Annotated in this window: 13 protein-coding genes and 2 pseudogenes; 9 read left to right on the top strand and 6 right to left on the bottom strand. The window is 58.5% G+C overall.

Annotated elements, in window-relative coordinates; genetic code table 11:
- Positions 1 to 14: 14 nt before the first annotated feature.
- Positions 15 to 1174 (top strand): annotated as a pseudogene (locus AACY30_RS17215) (IS3 family transposase).
- A 252-nt stretch (positions 1175 to 1426) separates the two neighbouring features.
- Here AACY30_RS17215 and AACY30_RS17210 read toward each other — a convergent pair.
- On the bottom strand, positions 1427 to 1615 hold the full coding sequence (locus tag AACY30_RS17210; protein WP_339540802.1) for an AbrB/MazE/SpoVT family DNA-binding domain-containing protein: 189 nt from the start codon (positions 1613 to 1615) through the stop codon (positions 1427 to 1429).
- 442 nt (positions 1616 to 2057) lie between these two features.
- Here AACY30_RS17210 and gcvA point away from each other — a divergent pair, with 442 nt between their 5' ends.
- The 3 genes from gcvA (at position 2058) to AACY30_RS17195 (ending at position 4656) form a co-directional block, all read left to right on the top strand.
- Positions 2058 to 2957 (top strand): transcriptional regulator GcvA, encoded by a 900-nt coding sequence (gene gcvA, locus AACY30_RS17205; protein WP_339540801.1) that lies wholly within the window; start codon positions 2058 to 2060, stop codon positions 2955 to 2957.
- A gap of 80 nt (positions 2958 to 3037) precedes the next feature.
- The gene (locus AACY30_RS17200) at positions 3038 to 3865 is read left to right on the top strand and encodes a DMT family transporter (protein ID WP_339540800.1); all 828 of its coding nucleotides are present in this window, start codon (positions 3038 to 3040) and stop codon (positions 3863 to 3865) included.
- 29 nt (positions 3866 to 3894) lie between these two features.
- On the top strand, positions 3895 to 4656 hold the full coding sequence (locus AACY30_RS17195) for an SDR family oxidoreductase (RefSeq protein WP_339540799.1): 762 nt from the start codon (positions 3895 to 3897) through the stop codon (positions 4654 to 4656).
- 37 nt (positions 4657 to 4693) lie between these two features.
- Here the strand turns inward: AACY30_RS17195 and AACY30_RS17190 are convergent, their stop codons facing one another.
- Positions 4694 to 5662: an AraC family transcriptional regulator gene (locus AACY30_RS17190; RefSeq protein WP_339540798.1), complete on the bottom strand. Its 969-nt coding sequence runs from the start codon at positions 5660 to 5662 to the stop codon at positions 4694 to 4696.
- A gap of 102 nt (positions 5663 to 5764) precedes the next feature.
- Here AACY30_RS17190 and AACY30_RS17185 point away from each other — a divergent pair, with 102 nt between their 5' ends.
- The 5 genes from AACY30_RS17185 to AACY30_RS17165 all read left to right on the top strand — a co-directional run bounded on the left by AACY30_RS17185 (position 5765) and on the right by AACY30_RS17165 (position 14227).
- On the top strand, positions 5765 to 7015 hold the full coding sequence (locus AACY30_RS17185; protein WP_339540797.1) for an MFS transporter: 1251 nt from the start codon (positions 5765 to 5767) through the stop codon (positions 7013 to 7015).
- 49 nt (positions 7016 to 7064) lie between these two features.
- Positions 7065 to 8414 carry an MFS transporter gene (locus tag AACY30_RS17180; protein ID WP_339540796.1) on the top strand — a complete coding sequence of 450 codons (1350 nt, stop codon included), beginning with the start codon at positions 7065 to 7067 and terminating at the stop codon, positions 8412 to 8414.
- Positions 8411 to 10066, top strand: a complete 1656-nt coding sequence (locus AACY30_RS17175) for a N,N-dimethylformamidase beta subunit family domain-containing protein (protein ID WP_339540795.1) — start codon at positions 8411 to 8413, stop codon at positions 10064 to 10066. The genes AACY30_RS17180 and AACY30_RS17175 overlap by 4 nt, the downstream gene beginning before the upstream one ends.
- Positions 10067 to 10509: 443 nt before the next feature.
- Entirely contained in the window at positions 10510 to 10776 is a 267-nt protein-coding gene (locus AACY30_RS17170) for a hypothetical protein (RefSeq protein WP_339540794.1), read from the top strand.
- A gap of 187 nt (positions 10777 to 10963) precedes the next feature.
- Complete coding sequence (locus AACY30_RS17165) at positions 10964 to 14227, top strand: DEAD/DEAH box helicase (protein WP_339540793.1); 3264 nt, start codon at positions 10964 to 10966, stop codon at positions 14225 to 14227.
- A 9-nt stretch (positions 14228 to 14236) separates the two neighbouring features.
- On the opposite strand, the gene AACY30_RS17160 is transcribed toward AACY30_RS17165, so the two are convergent.
- The 4 genes and pseudogenes from AACY30_RS17160 to AACY30_RS17145 form a co-directional block, all read right to left on the bottom strand.
- Complete coding sequence (locus AACY30_RS17160; protein WP_339540792.1) at positions 14237 to 14569, bottom strand: hypothetical protein; 333 nt, start codon at positions 14567 to 14569, stop codon at positions 14237 to 14239.
- Complete coding sequence (locus AACY30_RS17155) at positions 14566 to 15546, bottom strand: integrase domain-containing protein (protein WP_339540791.1); 981 nt, start codon at positions 15544 to 15546, stop codon at positions 14566 to 14568. Before AACY30_RS17155 ends, AACY30_RS17160 begins: the two co-directional genes overlap by 4 nt.
- Positions 15524 to 15883 carry a hypothetical protein gene (locus tag AACY30_RS17150; RefSeq protein ID WP_339540790.1) on the bottom strand — a complete coding sequence of 120 codons (360 nt, stop codon included), beginning with the start codon at positions 15881 to 15883 and terminating at the stop codon, positions 15524 to 15526. The genes AACY30_RS17155 and AACY30_RS17150 overlap by 23 nt, the downstream gene beginning before the upstream one ends.
- Positions 15867 to 17267: pseudogene (locus AACY30_RS17145) on the bottom strand (YfjI family protein). Before AACY30_RS17145 ends, AACY30_RS17150 begins: the two are co-directional and overlap by 17 nt.
- Positions 17268 to 17986: the final 719 nt, after the last annotated feature.

Raw genomic sequence — 17986 nt, 5'->3', positions numbered from 1 at the left:
GATAGAGGTGTCTCATGACCAAACAACGTCGTACCTTTTCACCAGAATTCAAACGCGAGGCTGCCGACCTCGTGCTCAAGCAAAACTACAGTTTCATCGAAGCCAGTCGCTCACTGAGCGTGGGTGAGTCGGCGCTGCGTCGTTGGGTCGACCAGCTTCAGCAAGAGCGCACCGGCGTCACGCCCCAGAGCAAGGCCCTGACACCAGAGCAGCAAAAAATCCAGGAGTTGGAAGCTCGGATTGCTCGCCTTGAGCGCGAGAAGTCAATATTAAAATCTACCGCGCTCTTGATGTCGGAAGATCTCGAGCGTACGCGCTGATCAATCAGCTAAGCGTCCACGAGCCTGTTGACTGCTTGTGCGAGGCGTTTAAGGTCGCTCGCCCGGGGTACTTCGCGCATCGTCTAAGGCGGCGAACACCAAACGTTGAGCGACTCAGGCTGCGTAGCCGAGTGAACGAGTTGTTCACCCAGGGGCGAAGTGCTACGGGCAGTCGAAGCATCATGTTAATGATGCAAGAAGAAGGTGAGCAAATTGGACGGTTCAAGGTACGCAGGCTGATGCGCGAACTGAAACTGGCCAGCAAGCAACCTGGATCACACGCCTATAAAAAGGCGACAGTCGAGCGGCCTGATATACCAAATGTCTTGAACCGGGAGTTTGATGTCGAAGCGTCCAACCAGGTTTGGTGCGGCGACATCACCTACATCTGGGCACAGAGAAAATGGCACTACCTTGCGGTTGTTATGGATCTTTACGCCCGCCGAGTGGTGGGCTGGGCCTTATCCGCAAAACCGGATGCAGACCTAGTGGTCAAGGCGCTGGACGTGGCTTACGAGCAACGTGGAAAGCCTCAAGGGTTACTGTTTCACTCGGATCAAGGATCGCAGTACGGGAGCCGCCAATTTCGCCAACGGCTGTGGCGCTACCGCATGCGCCAGAGCATGAGCCGCCGAGGAAATTGCGGGGATAATGCGCCGATGGAGCGGGTATTTCGCAGCTTGAAAACAGAATGGATACCGACCTTGGGCTATCGAACTGCACAGGAAGCACAGCGCGATATCAGCCATTTTTTGATGCATCGGTACAACTGGATTCGACCGCATCAGTTCAACGGTGGGCTGGCGCCAACTCGGGCCGAGGAAAAACTTAACGTCGTGTCCGGGGTTAGTTGACCACTACAGACTAAGGTGGCAAGGAAAAAATTCCGATTTGTGGAAGTGGTTTCGATCGAGTCGATGTAGATGGGTTTTCACTACGCTAACGGGCTAGTCGTTGAAAGGTTTTCATTTGTTGTCTAATTCGATCGACCTCGCTGGAAGGGCTCCGGCCCTTACGTCACCGGCGGTAATCGGCTAAAGACCGCCCCACTCAGATTCCGTTCGCATTTGCCTGTTAGGAGATTAGGTAAAGCGCGTAGGCGCGACTCAGGGTGTAGCTGAATCGCTCGACTTCGGCGTTAGAACTATCGCGCCGGCGATCACTTCAACGGTCAGTACGTCGCCGATGCTCACTCCTAGACTGGCGAGCAGGTCTGGCGGTAAGTCAATGATGACTTCGTCACTTCCATCCGCAGGATCTTGGCATTTCACTGTCCAGCGTTGGGCTTCGTTCATGACGTTTCTCACGCTTTGGTCTTGGCGGGCATGATTAATTATGCTCGCAATGTCTTCGCCGGTTGAAGCGTGATGCTGACTGCTGGTGAATTCTTCTGGTCATCTGCTGCTAATCGTGGCGGGCAGCTATCGGCCGAGGCTGTGTAAAACGCAGGCGCCGTTTTTGAAGGCCTCGCTTCTAGGTTAAATCTGCAGACGTTCGGTTGGTCAGCAGACCTGGATTTTGCGTAGGAACATGGTTTTCGCGCCGATTTTGATTGCTGTATCTGCTCGAAAGTGTTTTTACACAGCCTAGGCCAAAAGCAGACACTTGATTGCGGAGCATTCAGTTTCAACTGAGCCACTGCCCCATTAGGGATGCGACGTTTACAGTGAATTTGGCTGTTGCATGAATTAACGTTCATGCTCTCACTTTTTCGAGAACTCGCTGGATACCGCCCCTATGAGAGACCTGCCCCCCACCGCGACCCTGCGCGCATTTGAAGTTGCTACCCGCCACCCTACATTTACTGCAGCCGCACAGGAGCTACATGTTACACAAAGCGCGGTCAGTCACCAGCTCAAGCATCTGGAGGCGCTTTGGGGAGTGCAGTTGTTTGAGCGTGGCAAGGCGTTACGACTCACGGCAGCGGGGGCCACGCTGGCACCCATCGTACGGGAATTTTTCATCAGCCTTGAGGCGACTCTGGGCGATCTGCGCGAGCAAAAAGGCAGGGTTCGACTCAGCGTCAGCACCACCTATTCGTTCGCTCTCAAATGGCTGCTGCCACGCTTGCCGCGTCTCTCTCGTCAGCACCCCGAGCTGCTGGTCTCGTTGGACACCACCGACAAAATCATCCACTTCTCTAACCGCCAGCCTGACGTTGCGATCAGGCTCGGCAAGGGAAGTTACCCAGGGCTGCATTCGGAGTTCCTTTTTGGAGAACAGGTATTTCCTGTGGCCAGCCCCGAACTGCTGCGGCGCGTTGGGACACCGCAGAGCCCCGCAGAGTTGTTGCACTTCCCGCTGCTGACTCGGGACGGTGCCGAGTTGGTACCAAAGTGGGAGGTTTGGTTTCAAGCCGTCGGGCTAGCCTATGTGCCGTTTCACGAAAGCGTCAGATTTGGCGATACCAACATGACGGTGGAGGCGGCCTTGCTCGGCCAAGGCGTTGCATTGGTGCGCAGCGGGCATGTCGAGAACGAAATCAGCGATGGCCGTTTGGTTCGGCTGTTTGACGTGCCGCTTCCATCACCGCTTGCTTACTACTTCGTGTGCCCCAAGGGTATTGAATCGCGGCCGCACATTGCCAGCTTTCGCCAATGGTTGGTCAATGAGGCGCTGAAAGTACGACAGATATAACAGAGAGACATGAGCATTCTCTCATGCTGCGATGAAGAGACTTTGCTTTAGTCCCGGCGCCGGATTGCCTAAAGTGGCGCATGCCTATTCATCTCATCTTCCTTGTGCTTTTTGCCGCGCTCCTGCACGCCAGCTGGAACGCGCTGCTGCGTAGCGGCGCTGATCGGCTGTGGTCCATGACGGTGATGTGCATTGCCATCGCCATCACCAGTGTCGTTGCCGCAGCGTTCATGGTGCCCCCCGCGATTGAAAGCTGGGGCTACGCGGTGCTTTCGGGGTTACTGCACGTGGGCTACAACCTGTTTCTGGTTCGCAGTTACCGAGTCGGCGACCTGGGGCAGATCTATCCGATTTCACGTGGTTCGTCGCCGGTGCTGATCACCTTGGGTGCAGCCGTTTTTGCTGGAGAAAGCATAACGCATGGCGAGTTACTCGGTATTACGCTGGTGTCAGTCGGGATTATGTCGTTGGCCTTCAGAGGGCGCAGTCTGTCGGTTCCCAGCCTGCCCTATGCGCTGGGAACCGGCTGCTTTATCGCGGCCTATAGCGTGGTTGACGGCATCGGCGCCAGGCTCTCCAGCGCGCCGCTTGCCTACACCGTGTGGATGTGCGCCCTGTGGGGTGTGTTGATGCCGCTGGTATACATCGGTATACGTGACGCCCGCAGCTTATTTTCCGTCCGGCCCGGAACAATGACCGCTGTGGTCGGCGGGCTGGTCTCATTGCTCGCCTATGGAATGGTCATTTACGCCATGAACGAAGCACCCTTGGGCGCGGTATCAGCATTGCGCGAAACCAGCGTGCTGTTTGCAGCGTTGATCGGCTATGTGTTCCTCGGTGAGACGCTCACCGCTCGCCGGATACTGGCGTGCGTTGTGATCGCCAGCGGTACCCTCATCATCGGCTGATACAGCCAACGGCTCAGGAGCTATTTTCAATGGTTAACGTTTCGCAGGCACCGCTGATTCTAATCACGGGTGGAAGTCGTGGAGTGGGGGCAGCAACGGCCCGACTGGCCGCCGCAAGAGGTTATGACGTCGCGATCAGCTACGTTGCCAACGACGCCGCAGCGCTTGCCGTGGCTGCGGATGTGGAAGCGTTGGGGCGCAGAGCGTTGGCGATGCGGGCTGACAGTGCGGATCCCCAACAAGTGGCTGATTTGTTCGCGGCTATCGATCACTCGTTCGGACGCATCGACGTATTGGTCAATAACGCCGGAGTGCTGGCCCCTCAATCCCGCTTGGAGGATCTCGGCTTCGAGCGGATGCAGCGCATTTTCGCGGCCAATTCCATTGGACCAATACTCTGCGCCCAGCAGGCGGTAAAGCGGATGTCTTACCGTCACAACGGCCCGGGCGGCGTGGTGATCAATGTGTCTTCGGCGTCGGCGCGCCTTGGCAGCCCCAATGAGTATGTCGATTACGCGGCGTCAAAGGGAGCCTTGGAGACTTTCACCATTGGCTTCGCAAAGGAGGTCGCACGGGAAGGCATACGCGTTAACTGCATTCGCCCCGGACATATCTATACCGAAATGCATGCCAGTGGCGGTGAGCCGGGGCGGGTCGATCGTGTCAAGGACTCGATTCCTATGGGGCGAGGCGGACAGCCTGAGGAGGTTGCACGCGCGATTCTATGGTTGGCGAGCGCGGAGGCATCGTTCGTTACCGGTACATTCCTGGATGTAACGGGCGGCAAATGATCCAGAGGTATGGATCATCGACTCCTTGCGCTCGGTTTCAAATACCAGCGGGTTGCCTCACTTTACGACTTAATCCTGGTGTTTTGCCCGTAATGCGCTTGAATGCACGACTGAAAGCGGCCTGGGATGTATAGCCCAAACGCCGCGCCACTTCTTCAATCGGTAGCCTTTCGAGGGTCAGCCACTGGCTTGCAAGCCGCATTCGCAGTTCGGTGACATAACGCAGCGGGCCCATGCCAATCGTCACTTGGAAGCGGTCCGCGAAGACCGAGCGTGAGGTATTGCAGCGCTCTGCCAATTGCGCAACGGTCCAGTCGCGGCCCGGTTGTTGATGGAGCGCCAGCAGTGCACCGGCCAAGCGCGGATCGCGCAAGGCGGCGACCAGGCCAGAGGCATTCCCGCAGGCGCACTCCACCCACCCGCGAACGACCATGGCGGCCACCACGTCGGCCAACCGCGCCAGGATACCGGCGAAGCCGATACGCGCGGCGCCGACCTCGCGTTCCATGGTGGTCAGGATCGGCACCAGTCCGGGGTAACGCTGGCCGCCGGCATCAATCAGCATCAGTCCTGGCATCAGCCGGCCAAGGCCATGGATACTGCCTAGTTCGAACTCCATGCAACCACTGAACAAAATAATACTCGGCGTGGGGCTGGCATCGGTTCCGGTATCCACCGCGCTGACGGTGTCACCTAAGGGCGCGCCGTCCAGGCGGTCGATGTCTTGAACAGGCGCGTTCGGATCGGAAAACAGTTGGTGGGCCGCGCCGTGGGAAATGAACACGGCGTTGCCGGCAGACAGCGCGTAGGTGCTGCCGTCCTCCATTCGCAGCACTGCGTTGCCGACGGCAATGAAGTGGAACCAGGCGTGCCCAGGTTTTTCCGCGAAGCCCAAACCAAAGGTTGGACCTGCCTGGATACGCCGGTATTCGACGCCACGCAGCCGCATGCCGCGCAACAGCTCGTTGATGAGGTCCGAGGAAAGAGCAAATTGATCTGCTGGCATTATTCAGGTTTTTTAGTCAAAAAAAAGAGATTTTCGATCATAGATCATCCAGCTTCCCGCGCCTAGACTTCGGCTCGCCATGAAGATTGGGAGATCCGTGCAATGACTGACTGTGTATGTAACACCTTATCCGACCGCCATTCCGGCGTCGGTGCGGACGTAGAGCCTGCGACGCCCGCGTGGATGGCAGTATTTTCGTTGGCAATGGGCGTATTCGGATTACTGACCGCTGAGTACCTTCCGGCCAGTTTGTTGACGCTGATGTCTGCCGACCTGGGCGTGTCCGAAGCGCTGGCAGGCCAGGCGGTGACGGTGACCGCCGTGGTGGCGCTGTTCGCTGGCTTGCTGGTGCCAGGCCTGACCCGCGGCTTCGACCGACGCTGGGTGTTGCTGGGGTTTTCCACGTTGATGGTCGCCTCCAATCTGTTGGTCGCCGTTTCCTCCAGCTTCGCGGTGCTGTTGGTGATGCGCATCTTGCTGGGCATTGCCCTTGGCGGGTTCTGGAGCATGGCGGCGGCGGTGGCGATGCGCTTGGTGCCGAGTGCGTTGTTGCCCCGGGCGCTGTCGATCATTTTCAGTGGCATTGCCGTCGGGACGGTCGTTGCAGTACCGCTGGGCAGCTATCTGGGCGGGCTGTACGGCTGGCGCAGCGCGTTCTTTGCCGCGGCGGCGGTAGGCATGGTGACCCTGGCTTTCCAGTCGTTCACGCTGCCGCGCCTGGAGCCGCGCCGGCCGGCACGTCTGCGCACTGTGCTCGAGGTGTTGCAGCGCCCGGGCATCGCCATGGGGATGTTCGGTTGTGTGCTGGTGCACAGCGGCCACTTTGCGATGTTCACTTATGTTCGGCCATTCCTTGAAGGGACGACTGGCATCGGCCCGCAGGGGCTGTCGTTGATGTTGCTGGGTTTTGGCGTGGCGAACTTCGCCGGCACGCTGTTGGCCGGCAGGCTGCTGGAGCGTCACCCGCTGGCCACGCTGGTGTTGATGCCGGCGCTGGTCGGCGTTGCAGCCCTGGCGTTGTTGCTGTTGCCGGCCTCGGTGCCGGGGCAGGCGCTACTGCTGGCGGTCTGGGGCTTGGCCTTTGGTGGTGTGCCGGTGGCGTGGTCGAACTGGGTCGCCAGCGCGGTACCTGACCAGGCGGAAAGTGCCGGAGGGATGGTAGTGGCCTCTGTGCAGTCGGCCATCGCCACGGGCGCCGCCGCTGGCGGTGCAGTGTTCAGCTTCGGTGGCAGCGCAGGCGTATTCGTAGCGGCGGCCGTGCTGATGCTGCTGGCGGCGTTGCTGATTGCGCTGCGTGTCCGCGTCCCTTCTGCCCAGGGCGTACGCCAGCCCAAGCCCGCGTTGCACCTTTGATCCGGTTTGCCAAACCGCTTCGATCCCGTTCGTCACCAGGAGATACCCCATGAACAATACGACGTCTCACCAAGGACGCCTCAAATCGTTGCGCGCAGCCGGTATAGGCAATGCGCTCGAATGGTTCGACTGGACCCTGTACGCCACCTTTTCGGTGTACCTGGCAAGCAACTTGTTCGACAAGACCGATGCGCGCTCGGCGATGCTCGCGACCCTTGCGGTGTTTGCGGTTGGCTTTGTCGCACGCCCTGTCGGCGGCTGGTTGTTTGGCCGGCTGAGCGACCGACTGGGTCGCCGGACCATCATGGTGCTCACCATGCTGCTGCTTGCAATCAGCAGTCTGGGCATCGCGCTTATCCCTGACTACCAGAGCATTGGCCTGTATGCGTCGGTCGCGCTGCTGTTTTTCCGGCTGATGCAAGGGCTCGCCCATGGTGGCGAGACAGGGGTGTCCTACACCTATGTCGCCGAGATCGCCCCAAGCAAGCACCGTGGCTTATGGTCCAGTTCCGTGTATGTGGGGGTGACGCTGGGCGTGATGGCGGCAACGGCCGTGGCGGCAGTGCTGACTTGGCTGCTGGGCGCCCAGGCCATGGGTGACTACGGCTGGAGGATTGGCTTCGCCATCGGTGGAGTACTCGGTATTTATGCGCTGTTTTTGCGCCGTGGCGCCCAGGAGTCTCATGTATTTGTAGAGCAGCAGGGTCTGGCGCGGCCGCCGCGCAAGCTGTCCAAGGGCGAAATGCTACGCGTGGCTCGCAACATCGTCATGCTTGCAGCGGCCGCCAATGTCACTTACTACGCGTGGGTCACGTTTGGCGCTTCGACGGCGATTGCCCAGGGCATGGACGCCACGGGTGCCTATGTGGCCAGCCTTCTCGCGCAGCTCCTCTGTGTGTGCTGGTTGCCGATCTGCGGGATGGTGTCCGATCGGGTAGGGCGCCGGCCCATGGTTATTGCCTGGGGCCTGGGCGTGATCGTGCTGACCTATCCCCTTTCGATAATGGTGACCACTGAACCCTGGACGCTGTTCCTGGCCCAGGTGCTGGGGCTAGGCGCCTGGTCGTTGATCGCTGCGATTTTCCCCGCTGTGCTGTCCGAGCAGGTGCCGACCCAGGCACGGGCCCAGGGCGTCGGTTTGGTCTCGTCGGTTTCAGTGGCGATCTTTGGCGGCACCGCCCCTTATCTACACAACTATCTCAGCGGCGCCGACCTTGGCTATCTGTACGTCAGCTATGTGATCGGGTTGGGCGTCGTCACCGTCCTGGCAGGGTTTCTTATCGACGAAACAGCGGGCATCGACCTTGCGCACATCGAGGCGCCTGGCGCTCGAGTCAGCGAAAATACATTGGCTGGTCGAGCCGCAGAATCAGCCGATCAAAGGAGTACGACTCAATGAATTCCAAAGACTTCAAAAAAACCGCTGCGCGAGGTGAACGACCGGGCGCCAACGTGACCGTCAGCCAGACTTCGGGCCCACGTCAGGCCGCACGCGAGACCTGGGTCGAAGTTCCTTGCGAGTCGGGCCCGGCGGCCGCCTGGTGCTATTCGGACCGCCGCGCCTATAGCCCGGGTGATTCGGTTTGCCTGTATCTGTCGTCGAACCGTCCGCAAGTGCGGCTGCGGATCTATCGTGATGGCGCCATCGCCCGCACGCTGCATACCACCGACAGCCTTGACGCTCGATTTCACCCCATACCCGAAGGTGCCTATGAGCATGGCTGCCAATGGCCTGTCTTCATGCAATGGTCAATTCCGGCGGATGCCGAGCAGGGTGGCTACATAGTGGAAGTGCGGGACGGCGACGACAGCGTCCTCGGGCATCATCTGTTTATCGTCAAGTCGCTGCGCAAGCGTGCCGATGCCTTGGTGCTCGTCGCGGCCACCTCGACGTGGGCCGCTTATAACGACTGGGGCGGTGCCAATCATTACTTTGGCATCCACCCCGGCACGCCGCGTGGTCGCTCACCGTTGCTGTCGGCGCAGCGCCCCTGGGCGCGAGGGCAGGTGTGGCTGCCGGAAGGTGCGCCACGTTGCGTCAACGCGACCCGACCCCGCAAGCCTGGGCCGGCGCGCTATGACTTCATCGAATGGGCCAGCCTTAACGGCTACGCCAAGTACTACGCGCTGGCGGGGTGGGCGTCTTACGAGAGACCTTTTGTGGTCTGGGCCGAGCAGCAAGGTTATACGGTGCATATCTTGACCCAGGACGATTTGCATCACGACCGGCACGCACTTGAGGGTTACGCCTGCGCCGTCTTCGCCGGGCACGACGAGTACTGGACACGGGAAATGCGCGACCATGTCGACGCCTTTGTCGAGGGGGGCGGCAAGGTCGCGCGCTTCGCCGGCAATTTCATGTGGCAGATCCGCTTGGAAGATGAAGGCCGGCGACAGGTGGCCTACAAGTACGACGCCGGTGCGCTCGATCCTGTGGTCGCTACCGAGCCACATCGGCTAACCGGGGCCTGGGAAGATCCGAGGGTGAATCACCCCGGGGCAACGACGTTCGGGGTGAACGCTTTGCGCGGGATATACGCCAGCTTTGGAGGAATGGCTCCGCGTAACCCGCGCGGATACACGGTATTCAGGCCTAAGCACTGGGCGTTTATGGGGACGGGCCTCGGCTACGCGGACATGTTCGGAGACGAAGCCAACATCTTTGGCTATGAAGTGGATGGCCTCGAATACACGTTCGTCGACGGCCTCCCAGAACCGCTTGGCACAGACGGGGCGCCCTACGGATTGCAAATTCTCGCAATGGGCTGGGCGACCAATGCCGAGCATGGCCGGTCCGAAGATGTCTATTCATTCATGCTCGGCGATGGCGATGCCCGGTTTCGTGCTTCAGTCCTGGCGCCCGAACTTAGCGACGCCAGCATCGATTTGCATAGCCGCGGGGCCGGCATGGTGGTGCATTTCCACAAAGGTCGAGGTGAGGTCTTTACCGCCGCCACGTGCGAATGGGTACATGGGCTCATACAGGCAGACATCTACACCGTGCGGATCACAAAAAATGTGCTCGATAGTTTCTTGCGCAATACACATTAGGTCCGCGGATCTCCCTAAAAAGGAGATTATGGCTTTGGCATAACGGCAAGTCGGCGCTTTGTTTCAAAGGTGCGTGGATCATTGAAAACGGCTCTGGCGGAGAACGCCCTCAGGTGTAGCGCTCAGTCGTTGGATCGCATGGTACGGGGGATCAGAGCGTAGGTCCGGCTATCGGCATTATCGTTCTCCTAAAACAACCACATAATCGGAGAAGTCGACCTCACCAACACCGTCGCTACATTCCAATGTCATCTTGCCATCTGGCTCGCAGACGTGAATTCCTGCATTGCCAACCCATGCATTAATGCCAAACGCGCTTTTCCATACGTTCCAGATTTTTAAAGTACTTCCGAATTTGGAAAACACTTCTATCTCTAAAGCATCAGGACTTGTAGACAGATGTTGGGACCGTCCGGAGCTATCACATAGCCGGCTCGGTGGGAATGGCGTTTCTGACGTTGTTTGAAATTGACGAGTTCACAGGAGGAAAGCAGGCACTGGCCAAATTTGCTCAGCTAAGCGCGCAAGCGAGTACCGAGGAGGTTCAGGGGGTAGCTAGCAACTTCATGCAGGGTGCGCTGAGCAGAAATGTTTCACTTTGGGCGATGGAGCAGTTCGCGGAGCTCATCCGTGCGGGCTTCGACACTAATGGTGCTCTGGATGAACTGGTGAGGCTCAACCCGGAAACATTTAGCGTAGCGATCAGCTAGGCATTTTTGGATTGAGGCTTCCAATGCATCTTAGCAATCGCGCGTTGCGGCTTGGCTCTAAGTTGCCTTCGTAGAAACTCAACGGCGGAGCGGTGTAGTATCAATTTGCTTTCAAATTTGGTGCCCAAGCTATCAACGGACCCGTTGCTTGCGAGGGCACGTGACGACCAGCCAAGGATGACGGTAAATGTTCACACTGCCTGCAATTGTTTTTGAAGAGCGTTATTCGGTTGGTGTTGTTCAACACCAGATCCGTCCAGCACAGCAGGTCTCGCTGGTCGCCGAAACTTCAATCAATGTGTCGGCGCGAATCAAACAGCCGCTAAGACGCTTCGATAATGAGGAGCGGGTGATTGTCACCTCTCGCAAGGATGTGCAGCTTCCAGAGGGAGTGGACGGGGTGCTTCTTGAGGACAATGGCAAATTCAGTTGGGCTCGGCATCGGCTGCTTGACGAGTTTAAAAGCCATCGAGCAGAGGTGGGGCGGGCGAATCATGCTCGTGAAATCGCTGCGCGCTGGAACGGAGCATTACGATTTCGAGCTGAACGGCGTGAGCCAGGCGAAAGGGACTCGTCAGGAGGATTGCGTCCCCCTCAATTAGGCGCTCTACACGCCATTGGGGCTCACTGGAGTCTGGAACAAATACCAGCCACCATCGTCATGCCAACAGGTACTGGCAAGACAGAAGCGATGTTAGCGGCGTTGGCGGCCTATGCACGCGAGCCCTTTTTGGTGGTTGTGCCTTGGGATGCCCTAAGAGCACAGACCGCAAACAAATTTATTACTTTCGGCTTGTTGCGAGCTATCGGTGTACTGCCCCCGGATGTGCCCAATCCGATTGTCGGGATCATGAAAAAACGGCCCAAGACTCAAGCTGATTTGCTCATGTTCGAGCACTGCAACGTTGTAGTCGCGACCATTGGCTCAATTGGCGCCGGTTTGCCCGCTGTGCTCCTGGAAGATCTTGCCAGTCGATGCAAGGCCCTCATCTTGGACGAAGCACACCATGTGCCCGCCACGAGCTGGACGCACCTTAAGGATGCATTTCGAGGCGTCCACACTCTTCAGTTCACTGCAACGCCGTTTCGGCGCGACACACAGCTCGTGGATGGTAAGGTCATCTTCAATTACTCGCTGGGGGCTGCGCAGCATGATGGTTACTTCAAGCCAATTCGCTTTGAGCCCGTGCAGGTCAATCCACTAGAGGCTGATCAGGTCATTGCCGAGGCGGCTGTGATACAACTTAGAAACGATCTGGCCGATGGGCTTGACCATTTGTTAATGGCGCGCTGCTCCAGTATCGCGCGAGCCACCATCGTCGCAGGAATTTATCAAGCGATTGCCGGCGATCTCAGTCCTGTACTGATCCATTCCGAGTCTGATGAAGCACAAGTGCGACTTGCTGCGTTGAAGAGTCGGGAAGCGAAAATCGTCATCTGTGTCGGCATGCTCGGCGAGGGATTTGACTTGCCGCAGTTGAAGGTAGCTGCTGTACATGACATGCACCGAAGCTTGGCAATCCTGCTTCAATTTGTAGGGCGCTTCACGCGTGTAGCTGGTGAGAGTATCGGTGATGCGACAGTGGTCGCCAACATTGGAGACAAGAGTGTCTCTGATGCCTTGGAGCGTTTGTACAGTGAAGACGCGGACTGGAACCTCATTCTTTCCGAAATGAGTTCGACAGCTGCTCGTGACCATGCAGAGCTGGTAGCTTTTCTGCGCGCCTCTAGGCGCCTCGACGATCATGACCAATCCGACTCTATAGTCCTGTCACCACATTTGCTCAGGCCGAAGTTCAGTACTGCCGTTTACCGAGCATCGGCGTTTGCTGGAGAGCGTTTTCATACCGGACTTCCAGGCAACCTCAAGTTGCAGGCCGTATGGCAGAACGAAGAAAGCCCGACGCTGTATTTCGTCACTAGAGCTGAATCCCGTGTGCGGTGGACGAATACCAAAGGCGTACTGGATTGCGAGTGGGCATTGTTCGTCCTACACCATGATGTGGAGCGGGGCCTTTTGTACCTGTCCTCAACCGATCATGACTCATTGTTCCCAGAGCTTGCTGAAGCCGTCACGGGGAACGCGGCGTTGATCAACGGCGAACAGATGTTTCGTAGTCTGGGACACATTAACCGTTTGATGCTGCAAAACATCGGAGTTAAAAAGTATGGACGTCGCAATCTCAGCTTCGCTATGTATACCGGAGGAGATGTAGACGAGGCATTGGGTCTGACGGAACGGCACAACTCGGTCAAGAACAATGTCAGTGGGGCCGGCTGGGAGCAGGGCACACGCGTTTCGGTCGGGTGCTCTGTCAAGGGCCGAGTATGGTCACGAGACCAAGGTTCTATTCCCGCACTACTGACTTGGTGTCAGCGGGTCGGCGCCAAGCTTCTGGATGATACGATCAACGTCGAAAACATCATCGCGAACGTGCTTGTGCCATCTGAAATTGAAGAATTTCCGACAGACAAGCTCGTCTTGTCGATTGAGTGGCCCGCCGAGATACTAGGTCTCTCGGAGGAGCGGATTGTACTCAGCCCGACCGCCCAGGAAGACCCGCAGCCGCTGTACATGTTCGAACTGGCGTTCGCTTCGTTCACTGCCACATCGTTCCAGTTTGCCTTGGCCATTGAGGATGACATCACGGTTGGCGAGTTCGAGCTTCGTCTCGACGCTCAACTCGGTTTCAGGGTGCAGCAAAGCAGCGGAGATCCTTTGACCATCACCATTGGAAAACGCACATGCAGGCTTGATGAATATTTTTGCAGTTATCCTCCATTGGTTCGCTTCATCGACCTCAGCGAGCTTGACGGCAATCTACTTATAGAACCGCGGAATCCTCGCGAACTAATCCTTGATGCGGCGCAGTTCGAGCCCTGGGATTGGACTGGTTTTAATCTGACCAAAGAGAGCTACTGGAAGGAAGGAGCGGCCCGTGAAGATTCGATCCAATGGAAGGTGGCTCAGGCTTACATAGTCGGAAATTTTGACGTCGTCTTCGATGATGACTCGGCCGGAGAGGCTGCTGATCTTGTGTGCATGAAGGAGGACGGCGACGTGATCCGCTTGGCCATGATCCACTGCAAGTTTTCCGGGGCAGCGACTGCGGGGGAACGCATCAAAGATGCCGTTGAAGTCTGCTCCCAAGCAGTGCGCTCCGCCAAATGGAAATGGCGATTTGCGGATCTCTGCCGCCACCTGCTTGGGCGGGAGGAGCGCTTGAGATCGTTTGCGCGTCCCACCCGCTTCTTCCACGGAAATGCGGCTAGGCTTAACGAGTTGCTGAGGCAGAGCCTGTTTAAATCCATCGTCGCGGAGGTGTTGATCGCACAGCCAGGGATATCAGCGGCTAGCCGTAGCGAAGACCAGGACATGGTCATCGCGGCCGCGATGGTTTACCTCAAAGAAACAATCGGCTGCGATCTGAAGATCATCTGCAGCCCTTGACTTACACTACTAGGCATTGCTGTCGTTGCGAAAGGAATGACTCACTGGTGCTTGAGGCCTGATGAACGAATGATCAGTGCTTTCCAGTTTTCCCAATCGCTTCCAGACCACTAGAGCGGTAAGCCGGTAGTAATACAGGGTGGCGTCGGAATGGTCTTTCAGGTGCTGCGTGAGAAACCAGCGCACATGCTTGAGCTGCCAGGTCCAGGGATTGTCTCGCTGCCATCGTTGTTTAATGGCCGCTTGCATGACTCGGGCTTGGCGTAGGTGTCGTTGCTGCGTGACCTTCGAGCCGGTCAGTACGCCGCTCAGGAACAGCGCCATATTGAACGGCTTGGTCACGCTCGACCTCCAATGTAGGCCGAAACCACATCGATCCGGTTATGCCCGAGCTCAGCGCTGATCTGTTGCCGCGTCTGTCGATCCAGTTGGCGGTCAATGCGATAGCAGTGGCCACCATTGACTGGTGCGGCGTGGCCAGTGAGTTGTTCGTAACGCTCGCAGGCGTAGGCCGCGCGCAGTTCATGAAAACCTTTCAACCCTTGGTCATGTAGCGTTTCGCGGGCAGGGAGCACGGTCTTTTGTAGGAACACGGAGTAGCTTTCGTCTCGGGCCAACAAGTTGCGGCTGCGGGGCGGCGATGCATGACGAGCCAACTGCAGGGCCGCTTTCACCTCTTCATTTGCCACGACCCATCGCGGCGCTGAAGCCCCTGAGCGGCCACCTTTGGTGCCGTCCTGAATGTTGATGCGGCCTAAGTGTTCGGCTTCGCGGTGCAAGCGTGGCAGGTCAGCCAGGATCGCTTCGCGCAGGCGCATACCGGTTGTTCGGGCCAACAGGACAATCGCGGCCACCCGCACGTGTTGCAGTTTGCCCAGCGCCTCGAGTACTCGCCGCACCTGTTGGTGGTCTTGGCCATCGGGCGCACGGGTGCGTACGCTCGAGCGCTGCTGTCCCAACGCCTGGCTCGGACTGGCGATCCTCACGTCCTGATCACCGCGCAGCGCCGCGAGGGTACGGTTGACGCTGCTCAGGCGGTTCTGCGCGGTTGCGATGCAGAGTTCACCTTGCTGGATCTGCTGGCGCAGGTACGCGGCGTAATCTTGCAGCGTCTGTCGATCGATTTGACGCGCATCGTTGTAACCGGGGCCGTCCTCTGACCGACACCAACGTACGAACGCTTGCCAGCGATCGCTATGCGCTTTGACCGTGGCGAAGTGGCCGCCGGCAAACAGATCCTTGATCGCTTGTGGGCCGGCGTAGCTTAGCTGGCGTCCGTAGCCAAAGTTGCGCCCCTCACGCCGACCGACCAGAGTCATCATCTTCACCGTTTTCGTTTGTTTGCAGAAAGAGCAGCAAGGCTTTCCAGTAGGGGCTGAGCCGGTCTAGCTGCTGCCAGTGTGTCGGGCGGATCAGGAGGGCGTTCTCCTGGTGTTGCAGCAGTGCCCCTTCCTCGCGCAGTTGCTTGATCAGCCGGGCGAGGTTGGCAGGCTCAAAGGGTGGTGTGGCGACAGAGGCGACAGTGGCGACAACCCGCGTCGTTTCTGGCCTGGCGCGTGGCGACAGGGTGGCGACAGCGGCGGCGACACGCCGCGATTCTGGTTGCGGTTGAAGTTGCGCCTGGTAGCGGCGCACCGCGTCATTGAGGCGAAACATGGCGGACCTCGAACGTTTTTCCGTCGCGGCTGCTCAGCCAGCGATGAGTGATCAGCACGACCAATAGAGAGGCGGTATGGTCAGCGCTCTTGCGGGCAAAGCGAGGGCCGTTGCGATTGACGTCGCGAATGGTGAAGTGAGTCCAGCCTTTCTGCACCAACCAGCGCAGCAGTCGATCCGCCTCTTCGCATCGGCTATTGACCGGCTCCTGTTCGGTCAGGCGCTGGATCTCGGCCAGGTAGTAATCCATCAGGGTGGAGGCGCGCTGGATGTGTGCTTCGTCCAACGCACTGGCCTCTTCAACAATGGTCAGCACACCTGCGATGCGCAGTACATTCGCCGCGGCCTTGCCCGCGACAGGCTGGACGCCGGCCAGCTCGCCGAACTCGCCAGACTGACATTCGATGGTGTCGTGAATATCGATCCAGACCCGGCGGGCACGGGCCGTCAGCTCCAGTGTGGCGGGATTGAGTGATCCATTCTGGTGAAGTGACCAGGGCTTTTGCAGCAGGGCGGTGATCCGCTATTGGTAGCGCTGGACCTTGGTATCTCGGGTCAGGTCGATCGCCTTGTAGAGTCGTTGGCCGGCCAGGCGCTCGGGCTAACTGATCAGGCAACGGCCGAGGATGCCTTGGCCAGTGATCACCGGGTCTTTGAACAGTTGGTTGGCCAGGTAGGGCTGTAGCATCAGATGCAGACTGAGGCGACGGTCATAGGCCCGCAGACTTTCCCCCGCCATGGAGCGCGCCCGATCGATCGGGCTGCCATCCCACAGTGTCGACAAGGTGGTGATCGCCTTGAGTAGGTTCTCTTTGCTCATGGTGCTGCTGCCCAAGAACTGACCACCTTCATCATTAAACAAGCCCATGCTGGGCAAGCCATGGCACAGGCTTTTGACCAGGGCCTCAATGGTGGGTTCGGCAATGATCAGTCTCGGCGGTACCGGTTCGGATAGCTCACCGCCTTCCGCCTCCGCGTGTTTATTTGAGGTTTTGGGTTTGGCCATGATGTTGGTAGCGGCGCGATAGGTTTTTAGCTTTTCCGCATAGAGGGTCCACTGCTGTCGTTCCCAGTCGCGCGCCGCCTTCAGTGCCAGGTGATCCACCGCGCTTTTGCGATCACCCGAGGATGCCACCGTCAGTAGGTAGAGGGACAGCGGATAAGTTCGGCCGTCGAGTTGGGCATTGGCATGGCCCTGGCTCACCAAGGCCGTGGAAGCCAGCACCGATTGTGCAGCCATGGCGCAGGGTACGCCGATCACCTCGGCCAGTCGTTCGACCGCAGGGCCCAACAAATTCCCGAGTGCTTCGACAGGGTAGGGCAGGGGCGCCTGCTGGTACTCCAGCAAGGGTTGTGGTGGCTCGAACGCTTCGCACAATTGCATCGCTATTCTCCTGAAATTGTCGACTTCGTCCTCACTCATCCCGCCACGGTTGTTGAGTGTTATCAGGGATCAAGGCCCCTGCGACCTGTGAGGTTTGTCCACTCACGCGGGACTGGCGGCTCCTTACGACCGGGAGCTTGGGCATCTCATGATCTGGCCCCCTGAACACCGTTACCGGCGGGCGGGTGGAGGCTGCACTGGCTGACGAGACCAGCGCCGCGAGATCTTGAGTCGGGTGAAGGCAGTGACGCGATGACCGGGGCATGCCTGACTGTCAGTCAGGTGCAGTCCATTCCTTGGGCTGCGGCACCATCATCGGCATCGCTGTGGCGAGTGAGCATTCGGTGTTTGTCACGCCGATTGTCACAAGGGGGAAAGCCGCAAAGGCCCGTGCGAGCAGGGCTGCAGCAGTGTGAGATGCGCCCGTCTCTTTAGGGGCAAAGAGACGGGCAACAGGTTGGCGCAAGAAATGGCCAAGCGAATAAGTTGCTGCAGAGCAGCCAGGAGGGGGCATGAGTTGCCGCAGTGGGCATACTGGAAAAAGTGGCATCCATCACATTGCTGTGACCGTGCGAGCCGCCGGACGCTAATCGCACTTGGGGTGAACCACCCACAATGTGGCGTAGCCTCAAAGGTTCTGGCTACCTGGGTGCTGTCGAGGACAGCGCTGGTACGGTTCTGGTTTAGCGCTCGTTCTGCTCGCGGTCAACCGTATTTTC

It is taken from the genome of Pseudomonas sp. RA_5y_Pfl1_P24 (assembly GCF_963970945.1).
Taxonomy (GTDB): domain Bacteria; phylum Pseudomonadota; class Gammaproteobacteria; order Pseudomonadales; family Pseudomonadaceae; genus Aquipseudomonas; species Aquipseudomonas tritici.
The sequence above is the reverse complement of the archived record's forward strand: the minus strand, read 5'-3'. Positions and strand labels throughout refer to the sequence as shown.